Source organism: Micromonospora sp. NPDC051141 (assembly GCF_044455765.1).
In the GTDB taxonomy this organism is placed as follows: Bacteria; Actinomycetota; Actinomycetes; order Mycobacteriales; family Micromonosporaceae; genus Micromonospora.
On sequence record NZ_JBITFD010000013.1, the window covers coordinates 49,634 to 66,719 of the forward strand.

Sequence of the window (17,086 nt, forward strand, 5' to 3'; positions counted from 1 at the left end):
GTCCCCGGTAGGTGACCCCGCCGCGTGGGGTGGGCGGCTACGATCTTCGGCGCTCCTACGGCGGGCCGGTGAGAAGCCGGTAGTGCTCGCCGAAGATCCGACCGCCGCGTCCGCGCAGCAACGGGTCGCGCAGCGCCGGCGGCACGTCGCGGGTGCGGTTGCGGTCCCGGGTCCGGTCCCGCACCCAGCGGGTACGCGGCCGACGCCGACTCTCGTACGCGATCAACGCGGCGTCGACGCTGCCGGCGGCCTGGAGCGACTCGGCGAGCACGACCGCGTCCTCCAACGCCATGGCGGTGCCCTGGGAGAGCGTCGGCGCGACGGCGTGAGCGGCGTCACCGACCAGCAGCACCCGGCCGTGGAACCAGCGGCCCAGCTCGACCTCCTCGGTGCGTTCGACGTGCACCGTCTCCAGCGCGGCGAGCACCTCGGGCACCGGACCGCCGTAGCCGTCGAACAGCTCGTGCAGCCGGGCGAACGGGTCGGCCGGCAGCGCGGTGCCGGCCTCGTCGGCGTAGCAGTAGAGCCGGCCGGCGCCGAGCGGCACGATCAGGAAGCCGGCCCGCTGGCCGAGCAGGGCGGTCCAGTCGGTGACCGGCGGCCCGTCGCGCACCACGGCGCGGTAGACCACCTGCCCGGCGGGGCGGGGCGGACCACCGAGGGCGGCCAGCGTGCGGACCGCGGAGCGGGGCCCGTCCGCGCCGACGACCAGGTCGTACTCGCCGCCGGTGCCGTCGGTGAAGCCGACGGTGACGCCGGCGGAGTGGGGGTCGACGGTGCTCACCTCGGCGCCGTGTCGGACCGCGCCGCCGGCGCCGGTGAGCAGCACCCGGTGCAGTTCGGCGCGGGGCAGGGCCCGGCACTCCCCCACCCCGGCCCAGAGCGTGTCCAGGTCGACCTCGCACAGCGGGGCGCCGGCGGCGTCGAGGAAGCGCTGCCGGTGGATCACCTGACCGAGTGGTCGCAGCGGCCCGTCCAGGTCGAGTCGGCGCATCGCCCGCGCCGCATTGCCGGGGAGATAGAGGCCGGTGTCGGTGCGCTCGCCGGGCGGCAGCCGGTCGGTGACGTCCGGCCGGAACCCCGCCAGGCGCAGCGCCCGGGCCACGGCGAGGCCGGCGACGCCCGCGCCGACGACGAGGATGCGCAGGGGAGAACCACCCATCGTGGGGTACGCCTCCGGGAGGGGTCGGAACGCGTTGGAGGCAAGACACTACTCGCTGCGACCGGGCCCACGGAAGTGCCGAGGGGCCCCTTCTCGCGCTTCTTAACCGGTTCAGTTGCGCATCGATTTCAAACATGTAAATGTGTCTCGGTGAACATGGGAGCGCTCCCGCACGTATCCCTCGACCCCACCGGCGCCCCCGCGCCGAACCAAGGAGCATCATGAAGCGTTCACTCAGGGCCCTGGCCGCCGCCGGCCTGCTGGCCGCCGGCAGCATCGTCGCCGTCGCGCTCGGCGGCACCGCCTCCGCCGACACCCAGATCTGCGACCAGTACGGCTCCACCACCATCGGTGGCAAGTACGTGGTGCAGAACAACCGCTGGGGCACCAGCGCCCAACAGTGCATCAACGTCACCTCGACCGGCTTCTCGATCACCCGGGCGGACGGCTCCGCACCGACCAACGGGGCGCCGGTCTCCTACCCGTCGATCTTCGTGGGCTGCCACTACACCAACTGCTCCCCCGGCACGAACCTGCCGGTGCAGGTGAAGAACATCAGCAGCGCGCCGGCCAGCATCAGCTACAACTACGTCAGCGGCGCGATCTACGACGCCGCGTACGACATCTGGCTCGACCCGTCGCCCAAGAAGGACGGCGTGAACCAGATGGAGATCATGATCTGGCTCAACCGGCAGGGCTCGATCCAGCCCATCGGCTCCCCGGTCGGCAACGCGAGCATCGCGGGCCGGACCTGGGAGGTCTGGCGGGGCAGCAACGGCTCCAACAACGTCATCTCGTACGTGGCGCCGTCCGCCATCCCCAGCTTCAGCTTCGACGCGCTGGCGTTCATCAACGACACCCGGAACCGGGGCGCGATCACCAACGACTGGTACCTGACCAGCATCCAGGCCGGCTTCGAGCCGTGGCAGGGCGGGGTCGGCCTGGCCGTGAACTCGTTCTCCCAGAGCGTCAACACCGGCGGCAGCAACCCGCCGCCCACCACCACCACGCCGCCGCCCTCGGGCAACGCGGCCTGCACGGTGACCTACAAGGCGAACACGTGGAACAACGGCTTCACCGCCGACGTGACGGTCAAGAACACCGGGAACAGCACCATCAACGGCTGGACCTTGAACTACAACCTGCCCTCCGGGCAGACGATCACCAGCGCGTGGAACGCCACCGTGACGCAGAGCGGCTCGGCGGTGACCGCGCGGAACCTCGACTACAACGGCACGCTGTCGCCCGGCGCGTCGACCAACTTCGGCTACCAGGCGAACCTCAACGGCAGCTACTCCGCACCGAGCAGCTTCACCCTCAACGGCACCACCTGCGCCCGGGGCTGACCACCGCGACAAAGAAGGGGCGCGGTCCGCACCGGACCGCGCCCCTTCTCGCGTACGCCGGATCAGCCGCCGAGCGCGTCGATGTCGCGCATCTCCTCGGCGGTCAGCGAGAACCCGAACACGTCGGCGTTGGCCCGGATCCGCTCCGGCGTGACCGACTTCGGGATCACCACGATCTCGTGGTCGATGTGCCAGCGCAGCACCACCTGGGCCGGCGAGACGTCGTGCGCCTGGGCGATGCGCACCAGCACCGGGTCGGACAGGTCGCTGGTCTTGAACGGGCTGTAGCCCTCCAGCACCACGCCCCGGTCCCGGTGCGCGGCGTGCCTCTGCCGGTCGTACAGCGACGGACTCCACCGGATCTGGTTGACCGCGGGTGTCTCCTCGGTGGCCTGGATCAGCTCGTCGAGCTGCGCGGTCGAGTAGTTGCTCACCCCGACCGCGCGGGCCAGGTTCTCGTCCCGGGCGGCCAGCATCTCCCGCCAGACCGGGATGCTGTCGCCGGGCGCGGACGGCGGCCAGTGCACCAGCCACAGGTCGACGTACTCGGTGCCCAGCGCCGCCAGGCTCGCCTCGATGGTCTCCCGTTCCCGGCCCACCCGGTCCGGCGGCAGCTTCGTGGTGATGAACAGGTCCTCGCGGCGCAGCCCGCTCTCGGCGACCGCGCGCCCGACCTCCTTCTCGTTGCCGTACATCGTGGCGGTGTCGAGGTGCCGGTAGCCGGCGTCCAGCGCGGCGAGCACGGCCCGGTAGCCGTCCTCGCCGGTGGCCTGCCAGGTGCCGAAGCCGAGGATCGGGATCCGGACGTCGCCGGGAAGCGGAAGGGTGGGCTGGTCGAGGTCCATGTCGACGGTTCTACCCCGCAACGCCGCCGCCATGCCGGCGCGTGCGTCGGGTATGCCGGAGAATACGGCTGTGGCGGACCGGCTGGAGGAGTACCGGCGGAAGCGGGACGCGGCGCGTACCCCGGAGCCGGTGCCCGAGCGGCCCCCGGCGCGGAAGCGGGCCGCGCGGCGCGCGCCCCGCTTCGTCATCCAGCAGCACCACGCCCGCAGCCTGCACTGGGACCTGCGGCTGGAGCACGACGGCGTGCTGGCCTCCTGGGCGGTGCCGCGCGGCCTGCCCCGCGACCCGGGCCGCAACCACCTCGCCGTGCACACCGAGGACCACCCGATGGAATACCTGACGTTCGCCGGCGAGATCCCGGCCGGCGAGTACGGCGGCGGGCGGATGACCGTGCACGACACCGGCACCTACCGCGCCGAGAAGTGGCGCGACGACGAGGTGATCGTGGTGCTCGACGGCGCGCGCACCAAGGGCCGGTACGTCCTGTTCGCCACCGGCGGCCGGGGCCGGGACTGGATGGTCCGCCGCACCGACCCGGCGCCGGCGGGTTGGACGCCGATGCCCGAGCTGGTCCACCCGATGCGCGCCACCGAGGGCGGCCGGCTGCCGCGCGACGCCGCCGCCTGGGGGTACGAGCCGCGCTGGGCGGGCGTGCGGGCGATGGCGTACGTCTCCGGCGGCCGGCTCCGGCTGCTCGACGGCGACGACACGGAGATCACCGGCGACCACCCCTGGCTGCGGGCCATGGCCGAGGAGCTGGCCCCCACCGAGGTGGTGCTGGACGGGGTGCTGGTGCGCATCGACCCGGCCGGGCGGGTCAAGCCGCCCAGCAAGCGGGACGGTCAGTTCCTCGCCGTCGACCTGCTCTGGCTGGAGGGCGTGTCCAGCCTCGACGTGCCGTACGCGCAACGCCGCGACCTGCTCGACGGTCTGGCGCTCGCCGGCCCGCACTGGCAGACTCCGCCGTGGTTCCCGGGGGTCGGCGCGGACGCCCTGCGGGCCGCCCGAGAGCAGCGGCTGCCCGGAGTGGTGGCGAAGCGCCTCGACTCCCCGTACGAGCCGGGCCGGCGCAGTCGGCACTGGCTGAGCATCGACGCGAGCTGAGGACCACCGTGCACCTGACGCACCTGGAGTGCCCGCGCTGCGGCCTGGAACACCCGGCCGACAAGCTGCAGAACCTGTGCGACTGCGGGTCCCCGCTGCTGGCCCGCTACGACCTGGCCGCGGTGGCCGCCACCGTGACACCGGAACAGTTCGGGCTCCGCCCGGCCGACCTGTGGCGCTACCGGGAACTGCTGCCGGTGGCCGACCCGCGGTTCGTGACCACGCTGGGCGAGGGCTGGACGCCGATGTGGCACGCCCGGGCGTACGGCCACGAGATCGGCGTGGCGGAGCTGATCGTCAAGGACGAGGGGCTGACCCCGACCGGGTCGTTCAAGGCGCGCGGCGCGGCGGTCGGCGTGAGCCGGGCCCGGGAGCTGGGCGTCGAGCGGATCGCCATGCCGACCAACGGCAACGCGGGCGCGGCCTGGGCGACGTACGCGGCTCGGGCCGGGCTGGGCGCGACCATCGCCATGCCGCTGGCCGCGCCGACCATCTGCCGGCAGGAGTGCCTCGCCGCCGGCGCGGACCTGCGGCTGGTCGACGGGCTGATCAACGACGCCGGCCGGGAAATCGCCGCGCTGGTCGCCGGTTCCGGCGGGCGGATCTTCGACGCCGGCACGCTGCGCGAGCCGTACCGCCTCGAAGGCAAGAAGACCATGGGGTACGAGATCGTCGAGCAGCTCGGCTGGCAGGTGCCCGACGTCATCATCTACCCCACCGGCGGCGGCGTCGGGCTGATCGGCATCCACAAGGCGCTGCACGAGCTGCGCGAGCTGGGCTGGGTGGAGGACAAACTGCCCCGGCTGGTGGCCGTGCAGTCCACCGGCTGCGCACCGATCGTGCGCGCGTTCGCGGCCGGTGAGGCGCGCGCCACCCCGTGGCAGGACGCGCACACGCTCGCGTTCGGCATCACCGTGCCGGCCCCGCTCGGCGACGAGCTGGTGCTGGCCGCGTTGCGGGACAGCGCCGGCACCGCGATCGCGGTGGACGACGCGGAGATCGTCGCCGACCTGCGCGACTTCGCCGCCCGGGAGGGGCTGCTGCTCTGCCCGGAGGGCGCGGCCTGCCTGACCGCCGCCCGGCACCTGCGCGCCGGCGGCTGGATCCGCCCCAACGAGCGCGTCGTCGTCCTCAACACCGGCGCCGGCCTCAAATACCCCGGCCTGGTGCAAGGCGGGGCCCCTTCTTGACGCCTCAAGCATCGAAGGAGCCCCTTCTCACCAGTCAGGACGTCGGCGGCTCGTCCTCGCCGGCCTCCTCGGCGGCGTCCGCCTCCTCCTTCGTCTTGTGCACCGCGCCGTCGGCGTGCTCCGGCGGGCCGTAGACGGTGTAGAGCACCAGCGGGTTCGGCCCGGTGTTGACGAAGTTGTGCTTCGTGCCGGACGGCACCACCACCAGGTCGCCGGCGACGACCTCCTTCTTCTCGCCGGCCACCCGCGCCTCGCCGGTGCCGCTGACGAACGTGAGGATCTGGTCGATGCCCTCGTGGACCTCCTCGCCGATCTCGCCGCCCGGCGGAATGGTCATGATGACCAACTGGGTGTGCTCCCCGGTCCAGAGCACGCGGCGGAAATCGGGACTCTTCTCGGCGACGGTCGCGATCGTGAAATGCTCCATGGCCCGCTCATACCCCGTTCGCGTGCCCACCACGCCGGGACTGGCAGATGGTGGAATCGGGCCGCCGGCCAGGTTTGGATCCGCTCCGGACGGGCATCAGCACTCGACAAGACCGGTTGCGAGCTGGGCCGGTCGAGCCAGGTCCCCGCTGACGTACCGCCGTACGGCTGCGACGGTGGGAGACGGCCAGAGCGCGGCGACGTGACGACCGGACGGTCGGGCGGCGCCGCGCGCTCGTGTCCGGCCCGCTCAGGCGAGCACGGCCAGGTGGAACGGCCGGTCCGCGTGCCCGCTCGCGGCGTGCGTCTCGACGAAGACCGCGTTGGCGATGCCGGCCCGGGGGGCCACCGTGATGACGCCCTGCTGGGCGAGCCCGCCCCCGTTGGCGGGGCCGACGGTCCCGACGTAGGCCGCGCCGGCGACGTCCTGGTCGAAGGCCACCTGGTACATCCCGGCGGCGAGCCGGGTGGCCGAGGTGGCGCCCAGGCCGCGGACCAGCGTGCCGTTCGCGTCGACGACGGCGAACAACACCCGGGCGGTCGGCGGCAGCCCGACCGACGAGCACGAGTCGATCTGTGTGTCGACGTGCGCGGCCTCCCGCGCGCTCGGGGTGGGCTGGCCGGTCGCTCCCCTCCTCGATCTGGGGCTGGACATGGTGGTCCTCTCTCCCGCCGGTACGCCGGCAGGAGGCGTTCGTGGTGCGCCGAGCGATCCGCGACGATCACTCCCCTGCTTCTCGAAGCTATGCCGCCCCACCGCCCACCAACCAGCGACAGCACTGTCCGATCTTGGACAGTCAACGGCTCTGAGCTGCGAATACTCAGTCCTCCGGGTCCCGCGTCGGCACTCCGCCCCGACAGCGCAGTCGCACCTCGTACTCCCGGCCACCGCCCACGAAGCGGACCTCGACGTGGTCGTCGGGCCCTCGGTCGGCGTCCTTCATGAGGTAACCGGGCGCCGGGGACGACGCCACCACGCGCACGCCGCCCGGCCCGCACTCGGCGAGCACGCTGCCGCCGTCCGTCACGAAGCCCCGCTGGGCCCCGGTCGGCGTCGCGGCGCCGGACCGCGTCCCGGTCGGCGTCGCGACCGGGCTCACGCTCGTCGTGCCACCCGCCCCCGGATCGGGTACGGCGAGCGCGCGGGCGACGTCCCGTTCGGTCCGCACCCCGCCCGCGGTGCCGGTGATGCCCGCGCCGGCCAGGTCGACGGCGGCCAGCCCGACGAGCGTGGCCGCCGCGGTCGTGGCCAGCCAGCCGGTGACGGCGAGGAGGGTACGGCGATCCATGCCCCGAGTCTGCCCCGCGCCGGGTCGGGGCGGTCGTAGGGCGACGCTAAGGTCCGGTTAACGCACCCGGTCGCCGGCCCGCCGAACGGCTACCCTCCCTTGCGTGGCGCGCCTGCTGCTCATCGAGGACGACCTGACCATCCGCACTCCGCTGCTGCGCGCCCTCCGGGAGTACGGGCACGCCGTCGCCGCGGCGTCGACCGCCCTTGGCGGGCTGCGTGACGCCCTGGACGACCGGCCCGATCTGGTCGTGCTCGACCTCGGGCTGCCCGATCTGGACGGCGCCGAGCTGCTGCGGATGTTGCGCGCGGTCAGCCCGGTGCCGGTCGTGGTGGCGACCGCCCGCGACGACGAGGTGGAGATCGTCCGCCTGCTCGACGCCGGCGCGGACGACTACCTGGTGAAGCCGTTCACCGCCGCACAACTGGACGCGCGGGTCCGCGCGGTGCTGCGCCGCTCGGCCGGCGGCGGCGCGACGGAGGCGGCGCTGGTGCTCGGCGGGCTGCGCATCGACAGGCGGTCCCGGCAGGTCACGCTGGACGGCACGCCGGTGGAGCTGACCCCACGTGAGTTCGACCTGCTGCACCACCTCGCCGGCCGCCCCGGGCAGGTCGTCACCAAGCGGGAGCTGCTGACCGAGGTCTGGCGGATCCCGTACGGCGGCGCCGACAAGACGGTCGACGTGCACCTGTCCTGGCTGCGCCGCAAGCTCGGCGAGAGCGCCCAGACGCCCCGCTACCTGCACACGGTGCGCGGCGTGGGAGTACGGCTCGACGTGCCGGAGCAGGACCGGTGAGGCGTCGGCTGACCCTGCTGGTCGCGGCCGTCGGGGTGCTCGTCATGGTCGCGTTCCTGGTGCCGCTGGCCGTGCTGGTGCGCACCGTCGCCGCGGACCGCGCGACCGCCCGGGCCACCGCCGACGTGCAGCTCCTGGTCACCGTGGTCGGCACCGCCACGCCGGAGACCGTCCGGCTGACCGTGGACCAGCTCGCCGTCGACACCGGCCGCGAGGTGAGCGTCTTCCTCGCCGACGGCACGGTGCTCGGCGCGCCGGCGCCGCGTACTCCGGCCGTCACGCTGGCCGCCCGGGGGCAGAGCCTGACCGTCGAGTCCGCCGCCGGGCGGGAGGTGGTGGTCGCGGTGCAGGGCCGCCCGGAGGGGACCGGGGTGATCCGTACGCTGGTCCCCCGCGCCGAACTGACCGCCGGGGTGACCCGCGCCTGGCTGGTGTTGGCGCTGCTCGGCGCGCTGCTCGTGCTGGTCGGCCTGGTGGTCGCCGACCGGCTGGCCGGCACGCTGGTCCGGCCGATCACGGCGCTGTCCGCCGTCTCGCACCGGCTCGCCAACGCGGAGCTGGACGCGCGTGTCGAACCGGCCGGGCCGGCCGAGTTGCGCGAGGTGGCGGGCGCATTGAACCACCTGGCCGAGCGGATCCAGATCCTGCTGCGCGAGGAGCGCGAACAGGTGGCCGACCTGTCCCACCGGCTGCGTACCCCGTTGACGGCGCTGCGGCTGGAGGCCGAGTCGTTGCGCGACCCGGACGACGCGGCCCGGCTGACCGCGGCGGCGGACGGGCTGGAGCGGGCGGTGACCGGGGTGATCCAACGGGCCCGGTGGCGCAGCGGCACGGCGACCACCGGCGGTGGCTGCGACGCGGCCACCGTGGTCGGCGAGCGGGTGACGTTCTGGTCGGTGCTCGCGGAGGACACCGGCCGGACCGTGACGCTCGACCTCGACCCCGGCCCGCTGCCGGTGCGGCTGAGCGGTGACGAGCTGGCCGCCGCCGTGGACGCGTTGCTGGGCAACGTCTTCGCCCACACACCCGACGGCACCCCGTTCACGGTACGGCTCGCGGCGGAGCCGGACCGGGTGACGCTCACCGTGGCCGACGCCGGCCCGGGGCTGCCGCCCGGCCCGGTGCGACGCGGCGCCAGCCGGGCCGGGTCGACCGGGCTCGGTCTGGACATCGCCGAGCGGGCCGCCCGCGCGAGCGGCGGTGGACTGGAGTTGTCGGCCGCCGCCGGTGGCGGCGCCCGGGTGGTGCTCCGGCTCGGTGCCGCGCGGTCTGCCTGACGGCCTCGCGCCCTACTCCGGCTCCCACTCCACGAGCTTGTCGAACAGGCCCCGGTCGCCGTCGATCTTCAGCGCGTCCAGCGGAATGCGGCCGTAGAAGGACAGGACCAGGTCGCCGGCCGTGCCGTGGGCGGCGGCGTCGGCCGGGCCCGCGTCGACGGCCGGATCGGGGAGGCGGGCGGCCGTCACCCCGTCGGCGGAGAGCGACTGACGCCAGGAGCGGCCCTCGGTGCTGTGGTAGTCGACGGCGGCGGGCCCGTGCGGCCACCCGGCCGTGGTGGTGCAGCAGGTGAACAGGAACTCCTCCACCCCGTCGAGTGCCACCTCGACCGGCAGCGGCTGCGCGGCGCCCACGGTGAGCTGGGCGTCGTAGGTGTGCACCGCGACCTCTTGGAGCTGGTGCCGGGCGACCGCACCGCAGGTCGACGGCGACTGCGACGTCCCCCACCAGGTCCAGCAGCCACGGTCCGGACCGGCCGCCCGCAGCGCGTCCAGGAGCTGCCGCGTCGATGTGGCCAGCCAGTCCAGCAGCGCGGCACGCTCCCGGGGCGCGGACGGGCCGGACGGCGCCACCTTGGCCGGGGCGCCCGGCCCGGCGGCCACCGTGGCGGCCCAGGAGCGGCGACCCTCGCCCAGGTGCCGGGCCAGGTCGAACAGTGTCCACTCCGGACATGTCGGCACCTGGACGTCCAGGTCGGGCGCGGCGGCGATCGCCGCCCGGAACGCGGTCGACCGTTCGTCGATCAACCGCAGCAGCTCGGGAAACTCCAGCGTCTCGGACACCCCGGCTGTCTACCACCGTGCTCCGGCGACGGACAGCGATTTCCCGGCCGACCACGACCACGCGCCTTAACCCGGCGTTGTCCGTCGGCTAGCACGGCCCCGACCGTCCGGCGCGCAGTCTCGACGACACGAACCGAGGAAAGGTGGCAACCATGCGACGTACCTCCCTGATGCTGGCGGCGGCCGGTGGAGTCGCCGTGCTGGCGGTGACCGGCGCGGCGCTCGGCACGACCGCGGCGGACCGGTCGACCGGCCGCACCGCCCCGGCCGCCGTGACCGGCGAGGACAACCCGGCCCGGTCAGCGACCGGCGGCGGGGACAACCCGGCCCGGACCGGCACCGGCGGCGAGGACAAGCCGGCCCGGTCGGCGACCGGCGGCGGGGACAACCCGGCCCGGACCGGCACCGGCGGCGAGGACAAGCCGGCCCGGTCGGCGACCGGCGGCGGGGACGACCCGGCCCGGACCGGCACCGGCGGCGAGGACAAGCCGGCCCGGTCGGCGACCGGCGGCGGGGACGACCGGGCCCGCCGGGGCACGGCCGACGACGACCGCGCCCCGGCGGTCACCGGTCGGGAGGACAACCCGGCCCGCCGGGGTGCGGACGACGACGCGGGTCCGGCGCGGGCGACCGGCGGCACGGTGAGCCGGCAGCGCGCCGTCGAGGTGGCGCTGGCCCGCACCGGGGGCGGCCGGGTCACCGAGATCGAGGCGGAGACCGAGCACGGCCGTCCGGCGTGGAGCGTCAAGGTCACCCGCGACGGCTGGCGTCACGAGGTCAAGGTCGACCGGGCGACCGGCGCCGTGCTGGAGGCCGAGCGGCAGCGGGCCGGCACCGACGACCGGGCCGGCACGGACGACCGCGGTGGGCGCGACGACCGGGCCGGCACGGACGACCGCGGTGGACGCGACGACCGGGGTGGACGCGACGACCGGGGTGGGCGCGACGACCTCGGTTCGCACGACCGGGACGACGACCACGGTCGCCACGGCGACGACGACTGAACGCCGGCCGGGGGCCGGGTGCGGAGCGGTCCGCCCCCGGCCCCGCCGTGGTCACCGCAGCGTGCAACTCACCTCGGTCGGCGGCTGGTTGTCGCCGGAGACGACCAGACCCCAACTGGTGGTGCCACCGGCCGGCAGCGCACCGTTCCAGGACGCGTTCGTCGCGGTCACCCGCGCGCCGGACTGCGTCGCGCCGGCGTTCCAGGCGTTCACCAGCCGCTGCCCACCGGCGAAGGCGACCTCGCTACGCCAGCCGGTGGCGGCGGACGTACCGGTGTTGCGGATCGTCACCTCGGCCTGGAAGCCGCCGGCCCACGCGCCGGTGACCGTCCAGGCCGCCGCGCAGCCCGATCCGGACGGCGACCCGGTCGGGCTCGGCGACGCGGACGGGCTCGGCGACGCGGACGGCGGGGCCGTCGGGCCGTCCGACGTGGTGTAGCTGACCGGCGTGTACGCGGCGGAGCAGGTGCCGCCGCACGAGGCCGGCAGCGCGAACCGGTAGACCCGGCCACCGCCCACCAGCGCGCCGGTGACGTCCCGCACCCGGATCTGGAAGTCGACGCCGCCGGCGGTGGTCGCGCCGAGCACGTACGACTGGCCCATGTCGCTGTTCATGGCGGCGGGCCGCCACACCCCGTCGACCAGGTACTCCACCCCGTGGATGCCGTTGGGCAGGTGGGACACCGCGACGGCCGGCCAGTACCGCTGGGCGCCGCGCAGGAACGCGATCCGGAGGTCGCCGGAGTAGTCGGGCGCCGGCACGAACGACCAGGAGACCTGCCGGTTGTTCCAGTGGCTCGGATAGAGGTCACCGACCGGGACACCACCGCGTGCGAAGCGGTTCAGCGAGGCGGTGGAGAGGTCCAGATGGTTGCGGTCGTCCCGGCACCAGGCGTTGCCGTCGCCGCAGGAGTCGGCGACCACCATGGTCAGGGTGGCGCCGTTGTAGCCGTCGGCGACCCAGGAGCCGTTGCGGCAGAACGGCTGCCCCGGCGCACCGTCGTTGGTGCCGGTACACCGGTCCCCGATGACCACCCGGACGAACCGGCCGCAGTTGAGACCGTTGTTCCACGACCCGATCCGGTCCGCCTGGTCCGGTGGCAGCGGCCGGACCGGATAGGACGTGTAGTCGCCGGGCAGGTCGTAGACGTTGAGCGCGACGAAGTCCGGTGAGTCCAGTTCGGACTGGGGCAGGCCGCAGCCGCCGTACGGGGAGCCGAGGCCGTCGAAGTGGGTGGCGTTGCCGGTCACCGGCGCGGGCGGGTCGTCGACCGCGAGCGCGGGCAGTTGACCGGCGACGAGCAGCGCGGCGGCGGTCAGGGCCGCGCCGAGCCGGAGGCGGGACTGCGGGGTCATGGGGGGTGGCCTTCCGGGCGGGCCGACCCGGGCACGGGGCGGCTCAGAGGGTGGTCATGGTTGCCCGTCCATGCCCGGCCGTGCCCGCGCAGACCATGCCACCACCGGGCCCTCCGCCGTGTCAACGGGGACGCTGACACCCGAAAGGGGGCGGTGACGGAGAGCAATCGAGCCGCTACATTGAAGTATGGTGTCCGCACCCGGCGGCTGGTCGCCGGACCCGGTCTACCGTCCCGTGCTGGCCGGCCGACGGGGCGAGTTGGAGGCCCTGACCCACCTCGACGACACCGCCGCCGCGCTGCTTGCCCCGATCGTCGACGTGCCGGCGGACGAGCCGGGCCCGGTGGAGGCGCTGCGACGGCTGCCCGCCACGCTCCTGCCGGCCGTCGACGTGTCGGCGCTGCCGGACACCCCGGAACACGACCCGGTCCGCTGGGGCGTACCCCTGATGCCGGTGATCGGGCTCGCGGAGAGTGACCGGCGGCTGGGCGCGCACGGCGCGGCGGCCCGGGCCGGGGCGGGCCGGGCGGTGGTCCGGCTGCGGATCGGGCCGGACCGGGCCGGCCCGGACGCCGCCACCGCCGCGGCGGAACGGGTGTGGCGGTCCACCGGGCTGGTGCCGGAGCAGTGCGACCTGCTGCTGGACGCGGGCGACGTGTGTTGCCTGGCCGACGTGCGGCTGGCCGAGCCACGGGTGCGACGCGCGGCCGAGTGGGCCCGGCGGCACGCCTGGCGCACGGTCACCGTGGCGGCGGGCGGGATGCCGCCGGCGCTGTCCCGGCTCCCGGTCGACGAGCCGGTACGACTGGACCGCTACGACTGGCTGCTCTGGCAGCGCCTGGCCGACCTGCGACTGGGTTACGCCGACTACGGGGTGGGCTGCGCGGTGCGCGACGCGGACGCGCCCGGCGACCGGCTGCCGACGCTGCGGTGGGCGGACCACGGCGCGTGGTGGATCTACCGCTGGTGCCGGCGGGGCGGCCGGGGCGACGAGCGCCTCGCCGACCTGTGCCGCACGCTGGTCGCCGCCCCGCACTGGCCGGCGGCCGGCTCGGGTTTCTCCTGGGGCGACCACGAGGTGTTGCGCCGGGCCCGGCGCGGCGCGGGTGCGGGCTCGCCGGCCAACTGGATCGCCTGGAGCACGTCGCACCACCTGGCCCACGTGCTGGCCGCGCTGGTCCGACCGGAGCGGGAGCAGCGCGGCGGTTCGTGGCGGCCCGGCCCGGACGCGCCGGAGTGGGGGCGCGCCGGGCGGCCGCAGCGCGGCGGGGAGGCCCGCCGCGCCGGCTGAGTCACTCCTTCTCGGTGAAACCGAACTGGACCACGCCCTCCTCGTCCACCACCGCGTCGACCGAGGTGTCGTCGAGCAGCTCGGCGGCGTCCGCGTCCAGGAAGATCCGCGCCCCCTGGTCGTCCACCACCTGGTCGCCCTGCACGGGCGCCGGGACCAACTCGATGGAGAGCGCGCCGGCCTCGGTGTCGGCGGCGATGCGCAGCCCACCCGCGTCGGCCACGTCCTGCTGGGCGGCGAGGTCACGGATCACCAGGACGGCGTTGTCGGTCATGGTCAGCATGGCGGAACTCCTCATGGCTGGTTTCTCGGATTCGCGGGCGATCGGCCCACGCGGTCGGCTCGCGACCCGGAAGCGGACGAAACGCTGTTTCGCCGCAATAAGGGGGGCGGTCGGACGGCCCCTCACCACCCACCGTGCCCGCTGCCGCTGGATCCGTCAAATAGAGCCGGGTGATCGGCCGTGAGCAGCGGTTTCTCCTCCGACCTCGCCGACCGCTCCATATGCTCGGGGCATGGACGACCCGCGCAGGTACGTCGCCGAGTTCCTCGGCTCGCTGCTGCTGATCTTCTTCGGCGTGGGCAGCGCCGTCTTCGCCCGGGTCCAGGGTGGCGTGGTGGTGGTCGCCTTGGCCTTCGGCTTCACCATGCTGGCGCTGGTGTACACGATGGGGCCGCTCTCCGGCAGCCACATCAACCCGGCGGTGACCCTGGGCGTGCTGCTCTCCGGGAAGATCTCCCCGCTGGGCGCGGTGCTGTACTGGGTCGCGCAGTTCGCCGGCGCCACCGTCGCCGCGTTCGTGATCTGGGCGCTCACCCGATGGGGTGACGTGGTCGACCAGACCGGCGCGCTCGGCACCAACGGCTACGGCGCGCACATCAACCTGGGCGGCGCCGCCGTGCTGGAGACGGTGCTGACGTTCCTCTTCGTCCTGGTGGTGCTGGTGGTGACCGGGCGGGGGGAGCACGCCGCGTTCGCCGGGGTGCCGATCGGTCTCGCGCTGGCCGCCGCGCACCTGGTCGGCCTCACGCTGGACGGCACCTCGGTCAACCCGGCGCGGTCGTTCGGTCCGGCCCTGTTCCAGGGCGGCACCGCGCTGCGCCAACTCTGGGTCTTCATCGTCTTCCCGTTGCTGGGCGGCGCACTCGCCGCCCTGGTCGCACCGCTGATCCTGCGCCCGGGTGCGGGCGGGCCCGGGCCGGCGGAACGGGTGACCACGCCGCGGACCTGAGTTCGGCAATAACCTTTCGCTCCGGGCTCTTTCCCGCAGGAAAGCACCATGGCAGCATCTGCACATGCATCGTCGTCTCTTTCCCCGGGCGCTCGCGGCGCTGGTGCTGGTCGCCACCGCGGCCACCGCCGGCACCACCACCGCCACGGCCGACGCGCCCACCCCGGCGCAGACCCGGCTGCACGCGACCATCGACGAGATCCTCGCGGACAGCCGGCTGGACGGTGCGCAGGCGGGCGTGGTCGTGGTCGACACCACCACCGGTCGCACGCTCTACGACCGCAACGGGACCCGCCGCCTCGTCCCCGCCTCCAACACCAAGCTGCTCACCTCGACGGCGGCGATGGAACTGCTCGGCCCGGGGCACCGCTTCACCACCGACGTCAGCGCCGCCGGGCCGCGCCGCGCCGGGCTGCTCTCCGGCGACCTCTACCTGCGCGGCGGCGGCGACCCGACCATGCTCGCGGCGGACTACGACCGGCTCGCCGCGCAGGTCGCCGGCGCCGGCGTACGGGTGGTGGCCGGTGACCTGGTCGCCGACGACACCCGCTACGACCGCACCCGGCTCGGTCCGGACTGGACCTGGGACGACGAGCCCTACTACTACGCCGCGCAGGTGTCCGCGCTGACCGTCGCGCCGGACACCGACTACGACGCCGGCACCGTGATCGTCGACGTCGCGCCGGGCACGCGGGCCGGCGTCCGTCCGAAGGTGACGATGACCCCGGACAACGGCTGGCTGCACATCGACAACCGGGCCGAAACGGTCACCGGCGGCGAGACAACCGTCTCCATCGAGCGGGAACACGGGAGCAACACCGTCGTGGTGACCGGCCAGATCGCGGTCGGCCAGGCCGCCGAGAGCGACTGGGTGACGGTCTGGGAACCGACCGGGTACGCCGCCGACGTCTTCCGGTCCGCGTTGCGCCGGCACGGCGTACGGGTCCTCGGCCGGACCGTGCTCGGCACGGCCACCCCGGACACCGCCCGGCCGCTGGCGCGGCACGACTCGATGCCGCTGGCCGATCTCATGGTGCCCTTCCTCAAGCTCTCCAACAACGGGCACGCCGAGGTGCTCACCAAGGAGCTGGGCCGGATGCTCTCCGGCTCCGGCACCTGGGCCGCCGGCCTGGCCGCGATCGGTGAGTACGTCGGCGACGCCGGAATGGACACCGGCACACTGCGCCAGCGGGACGGCTCCGGTCTGTCCCGGCGCAACCTGATCCCACCCGCCCAGTTCGTCACACTGCTCTCCGCGGTGCGCGCCGAACCCTGGTTCGACACCTGGTACGCCGCGCTGCCGGTGGCCGGCAACACCGACCGGCTCGTCGGCGGGACGCTACGCAGCCGGATGACGGGCACCGCCGCCGCGAACAACGTGCACGCCAAGACCGGCAGCCTGACCGGCGCGTCCGGCCTCTCCGGCTACGTCACCGACGCCGACGGCCGGCTGCTGGCCTTCTCGATCGTGCTCAACAACTACCTGACCTCGTCGGTCAAGGGGCTGGAGGACCAGATCGCCATCGCGCTGGCCACGTACACCGAGAAGGAGACGGCGACCGCCCGGCGGACCGTGCCGACCGCACCGGACTCACCACGGGTGCCGGAGGGCCGGGAGTGCTCCTGGGTCAAGCCGGCGTTCTGCTGACCGACCCGCGCCGGCCCGGTGTTCAGGCGCCGGGCCGGTACGGGCGCGGGGCGGCGGCGGGGTCGCCCCGCTCGACCAGCGCGTCGATCTCGGCCGGCGGCAGCCCGCGCAGCGTGAGCACCCGCCGGCCCCAGCGGTGCAACCGGCACGGATGCGGGCTGGCGTCGTTGCGGCAGATGGTCCCGCCCGACCAGGACCGTGGCGCGTGCACCACCACCGCCCGCACCGCGAACTGGACGTCCTCCACGGTCACGTACGGCGGCAACGGAATGTCCCGCAGCACACCGCGATCGGAGGACTGGCGGGCGGGGGCGAGAGGCGTGGGACGGCTCATCG

The 17,086-nt window shown here is 74.4% G+C and carries 18 protein-coding genes; 9 read left to right on the top strand and 9 right to left on the bottom strand.

What is annotated here, in order from left to right:
- Positions 1–55: 55 nt before the first annotated feature.
- Positions 56–1,162 carry an FAD-dependent monooxygenase gene (locus ACIA6B_RS23540; RefSeq protein WP_396776328.1) on the bottom strand — a complete coding sequence of 369 codons (1,107 nt, stop codon included), beginning with the start codon at positions 1,160–1,162 and terminating at the stop codon, positions 56–58.
- A 221-nt stretch (positions 1,163–1,383) separates the two neighbouring features.
- Between ACIA6B_RS23540 and ACIA6B_RS23545 the strand changes: the two genes are divergently transcribed.
- Positions 1,384–2,508, top strand: a complete 1,125-nt coding sequence (locus ACIA6B_RS23545) for a cellulose binding domain-containing protein (protein WP_396776330.1) — start codon at positions 1,384–1,386, stop codon at positions 2,506–2,508.
- Between the two features lie 62 nt (positions 2,509–2,570).
- Here ACIA6B_RS23545 and ACIA6B_RS23550 read toward each other — a convergent pair whose 3' ends face one another.
- Positions 2,571–3,353: an aldo/keto reductase gene (locus ACIA6B_RS23550; protein ID WP_396776332.1), complete on the bottom strand. Its 783-nt coding sequence runs from the start codon at positions 3,351–3,353 to the stop codon at positions 2,571–2,573.
- A 70-nt stretch (positions 3,354–3,423) separates the two neighbouring features.
- On the opposite strand from ACIA6B_RS23550, the gene ACIA6B_RS23555 reads away from it, so the two are divergent.
- Together ACIA6B_RS23555 and ACIA6B_RS23560 are read left to right on the top strand one after the other, a co-directional pair.
- The gene (locus ACIA6B_RS23555) at positions 3,424–4,458 is read left to right on the top strand and encodes a DNA polymerase ligase N-terminal domain-containing protein (RefSeq protein WP_396776334.1); all 1,035 of its coding nucleotides are present in this window, start codon (positions 3,424–3,426) and stop codon (positions 4,456–4,458) included.
- 8 nt (positions 4,459–4,466) lie between these two features.
- Positions 4,467–5,648 carry a threonine synthase gene (locus ACIA6B_RS23560; protein WP_396776336.1) on the top strand — a complete coding sequence of 394 codons (1,182 nt, stop codon included), beginning with the start codon at positions 4,467–4,469 and terminating at the stop codon, positions 5,646–5,648.
- Positions 5,649–5,682: 34 nt separating this feature from the next.
- Here the strand turns inward: ACIA6B_RS23560 and ACIA6B_RS23565 are convergent, their stop codons facing one another.
- The 3 genes from ACIA6B_RS23565 to ACIA6B_RS23575 all read right to left on the bottom strand — a co-directional run bounded on the left by ACIA6B_RS23565 (position 5,683) and on the right by ACIA6B_RS23575 (position 7,363).
- Positions 5,683–6,075 carry a cupin domain-containing protein gene (locus tag ACIA6B_RS23565; protein WP_281936127.1) on the bottom strand — a complete coding sequence of 131 codons (393 nt, stop codon included), beginning with the start codon at positions 6,073–6,075 and terminating at the stop codon, positions 5,683–5,685.
- 249 nt (positions 6,076–6,324) lie between these two features.
- Positions 6,325–6,729 carry a hypothetical protein gene (locus tag ACIA6B_RS23570; RefSeq protein ID WP_396776338.1) on the bottom strand — a complete coding sequence of 135 codons (405 nt, stop codon included), beginning with the start codon at positions 6,727–6,729 and terminating at the stop codon, positions 6,325–6,327.
- Positions 6,730–6,895: 166 nt separating this feature from the next.
- Positions 6,896–7,363, bottom strand: a complete 468-nt coding sequence (locus ACIA6B_RS23575) for a septum formation initiator (RefSeq protein ID WP_396776340.1) — start codon at positions 7,361–7,363, stop codon at positions 6,896–6,898.
- A 103-nt stretch (positions 7,364–7,466) separates the two neighbouring features.
- Here ACIA6B_RS23575 and ACIA6B_RS23580 point away from each other — a divergent pair, with 103 nt between their 5' ends.
- Both ACIA6B_RS23580 and ACIA6B_RS23585 read left to right on the top strand, forming a co-directional pair.
- Entirely contained in the window at positions 7,467–8,159 is a 693-nt protein-coding gene (locus ACIA6B_RS23580; protein ID WP_396776342.1) for a response regulator transcription factor, read from the top strand.
- On the top strand, positions 8,156–9,436 hold the full coding sequence (locus tag ACIA6B_RS23585) for an ATP-binding protein (RefSeq protein WP_396776344.1): 1,281 nt from the start codon (positions 8,156–8,158) through the stop codon (positions 9,434–9,436). Before ACIA6B_RS23580 ends, ACIA6B_RS23585 begins: the two co-directional genes overlap by 4 nt.
- A 12-nt stretch (positions 9,437–9,448) precedes the next feature.
- Here ACIA6B_RS23585 and ACIA6B_RS23590 read toward each other — a convergent pair whose 3' ends face one another.
- Entirely contained in the window at positions 9,449–10,219 is a 771-nt protein-coding gene (locus ACIA6B_RS23590; RefSeq protein ID WP_396776346.1) for a maleylpyruvate isomerase family mycothiol-dependent enzyme, read from the bottom strand.
- 152 nt (positions 10,220–10,371) lie between these two features.
- Between ACIA6B_RS23590 and ACIA6B_RS23595 the strand changes: the two genes are divergently transcribed.
- The gene (locus ACIA6B_RS23595) at positions 10,372–11,223 is read left to right on the top strand and encodes a PepSY domain-containing protein (RefSeq protein WP_396776348.1); all 852 of its coding nucleotides are present in this window, start codon (positions 10,372–10,374) and stop codon (positions 11,221–11,223) included.
- A 51-nt stretch (positions 11,224–11,274) separates the two neighbouring features.
- Here the strand turns inward: ACIA6B_RS23595 and ACIA6B_RS23600 are convergent, their stop codons facing one another.
- Positions 11,275–12,579, bottom strand: a complete 1,305-nt coding sequence (locus ACIA6B_RS23600) for a cellulose binding domain-containing protein (RefSeq protein ID WP_396776350.1) — start codon at positions 12,577–12,579, stop codon at positions 11,275–11,277.
- Positions 12,580–12,766: 187 nt separating this feature from the next.
- On the opposite strand from ACIA6B_RS23600, the gene ACIA6B_RS23605 reads away from it, so the two are divergent.
- Positions 12,767–13,870, top strand: coding sequence for a hypothetical protein (locus ACIA6B_RS23605; protein WP_396776352.1), 1,104 nt, complete (start codon positions 12,767–12,769; stop codon positions 13,868–13,870).
- 1 nt (position 13,871) lies between these two features.
- Here ACIA6B_RS23605 and ACIA6B_RS23610 read toward each other — a convergent pair whose 3' ends face one another.
- Positions 13,872–14,153, bottom strand: a complete 282-nt coding sequence (locus tag ACIA6B_RS23610) for an iron-sulfur cluster biosynthesis family protein (protein WP_396776354.1) — start codon at positions 14,151–14,153, stop codon at positions 13,872–13,874.
- Between the two features lie 232 nt (positions 14,154–14,385).
- Between ACIA6B_RS23610 and ACIA6B_RS23615 the strand changes: the two genes are divergently transcribed.
- Positions 14,386–15,102, top strand: a complete 717-nt coding sequence (locus ACIA6B_RS23615) for an MIP/aquaporin family protein (RefSeq protein WP_396776356.1) — start codon at positions 14,386–14,388, stop codon at positions 15,100–15,102.
- A gap of 64 nt (positions 15,103–15,166) precedes the next feature.
- The gene (dacB, locus tag ACIA6B_RS23620; protein WP_396776358.1) at positions 15,167–16,750 is read left to right on the top strand and encodes a D-alanyl-D-alanine carboxypeptidase/D-alanyl-D-alanine-endopeptidase; all 1,584 of its coding nucleotides are present in this window, start codon (positions 15,167–15,169) and stop codon (positions 16,748–16,750) included.
- 22 nt (positions 16,751–16,772) lie between these two features.
- On the opposite strand, the gene ACIA6B_RS23625 is transcribed toward dacB, so the two are convergent.
- Positions 16,773–17,084, bottom strand: a complete 312-nt coding sequence (locus ACIA6B_RS23625; protein ID WP_107162369.1) for a hypothetical protein — start codon at positions 17,082–17,084, stop codon at positions 16,773–16,775.
- Positions 17,085–17,086 lie beyond the last annotated feature (2 nt).

What these genes read in the sequence shown, in the direction of transcription:
- ACIA6B_RS23615 (WP_396776356.1), top strand. Translation starts at nt 14,386, where the DNA reads ATGGACGACCCGCGCAGGTACGTCGCCGAGTTCCTCGGCTCGCTGCTG.
- ACIA6B_RS23550 (WP_396776332.1), bottom strand. Translation starts at nt 3,353, where the DNA reads ATGGACCTCGACCAGCCCACCCTTCCGCTTCCCGGCGACGTCCGGATC.
- ACIA6B_RS23565 (WP_281936127.1), bottom strand. Translation starts at nt 6,075, where the DNA reads ATGGAGCATTTCACGATCGCGACCGTCGCCGAGAAGAGTCCCGATTTC.
- ACIA6B_RS23545 (WP_396776330.1), top strand. Translation starts at nt 1,384, where the DNA reads ATGAAGCGTTCACTCAGGGCCCTGGCCGCCGCCGGCCTGCTGGCCGCC.
- ACIA6B_RS23540 (WP_396776328.1), bottom strand. Translation starts at nt 1,162, where the DNA reads ATGGGTGGTTCTCCCCTGCGCATCCTCGTCGTCGGCGCGGGCGTCGCC.
- ACIA6B_RS23600 (WP_396776350.1), bottom strand. Translation starts at nt 12,579, where the DNA reads ATGACCCCGCAGTCCCGCCTCCGGCTCGGCGCGGCCCTGACCGCCGCC.
- ACIA6B_RS23595 (WP_396776348.1), top strand. Translation starts at nt 10,372, where the DNA reads ATGCGACGTACCTCCCTGATGCTGGCGGCGGCCGGTGGAGTCGCCGTG.
- ACIA6B_RS23605 (WP_396776352.1), top strand. Translation starts at nt 12,767, where the DNA reads ATGGTGTCCGCACCCGGCGGCTGGTCGCCGGACCCGGTCTACCGTCCC.
- dacB (WP_396776358.1), top strand. Translation starts at nt 15,167, where the DNA reads ATGCATCGTCGTCTCTTTCCCCGGGCGCTCGCGGCGCTGGTGCTGGTC.
- ACIA6B_RS23610 (WP_396776354.1), bottom strand. Translation starts at nt 14,153, where the DNA reads ATGCTGACCATGACCGACAACGCCGTCCTGGTGATCCGTGACCTCGCC.
- ACIA6B_RS23570 (WP_396776338.1), bottom strand. Translation starts at nt 6,729, where the DNA reads ATGTCCAGCCCCAGATCGAGGAGGGGAGCGACCGGCCAGCCCACCCCG.
- ACIA6B_RS23575 (WP_396776340.1), bottom strand. Translation starts at nt 7,363, where the DNA reads ATGGATCGCCGTACCCTCCTCGCCGTCACCGGCTGGCTGGCCACGACC.
- ACIA6B_RS23625 (WP_107162369.1), bottom strand. Translation starts at nt 17,084, where the DNA reads ATGAGCCGTCCCACGCCTCTCGCCCCCGCCCGCCAGTCCTCCGATCGC.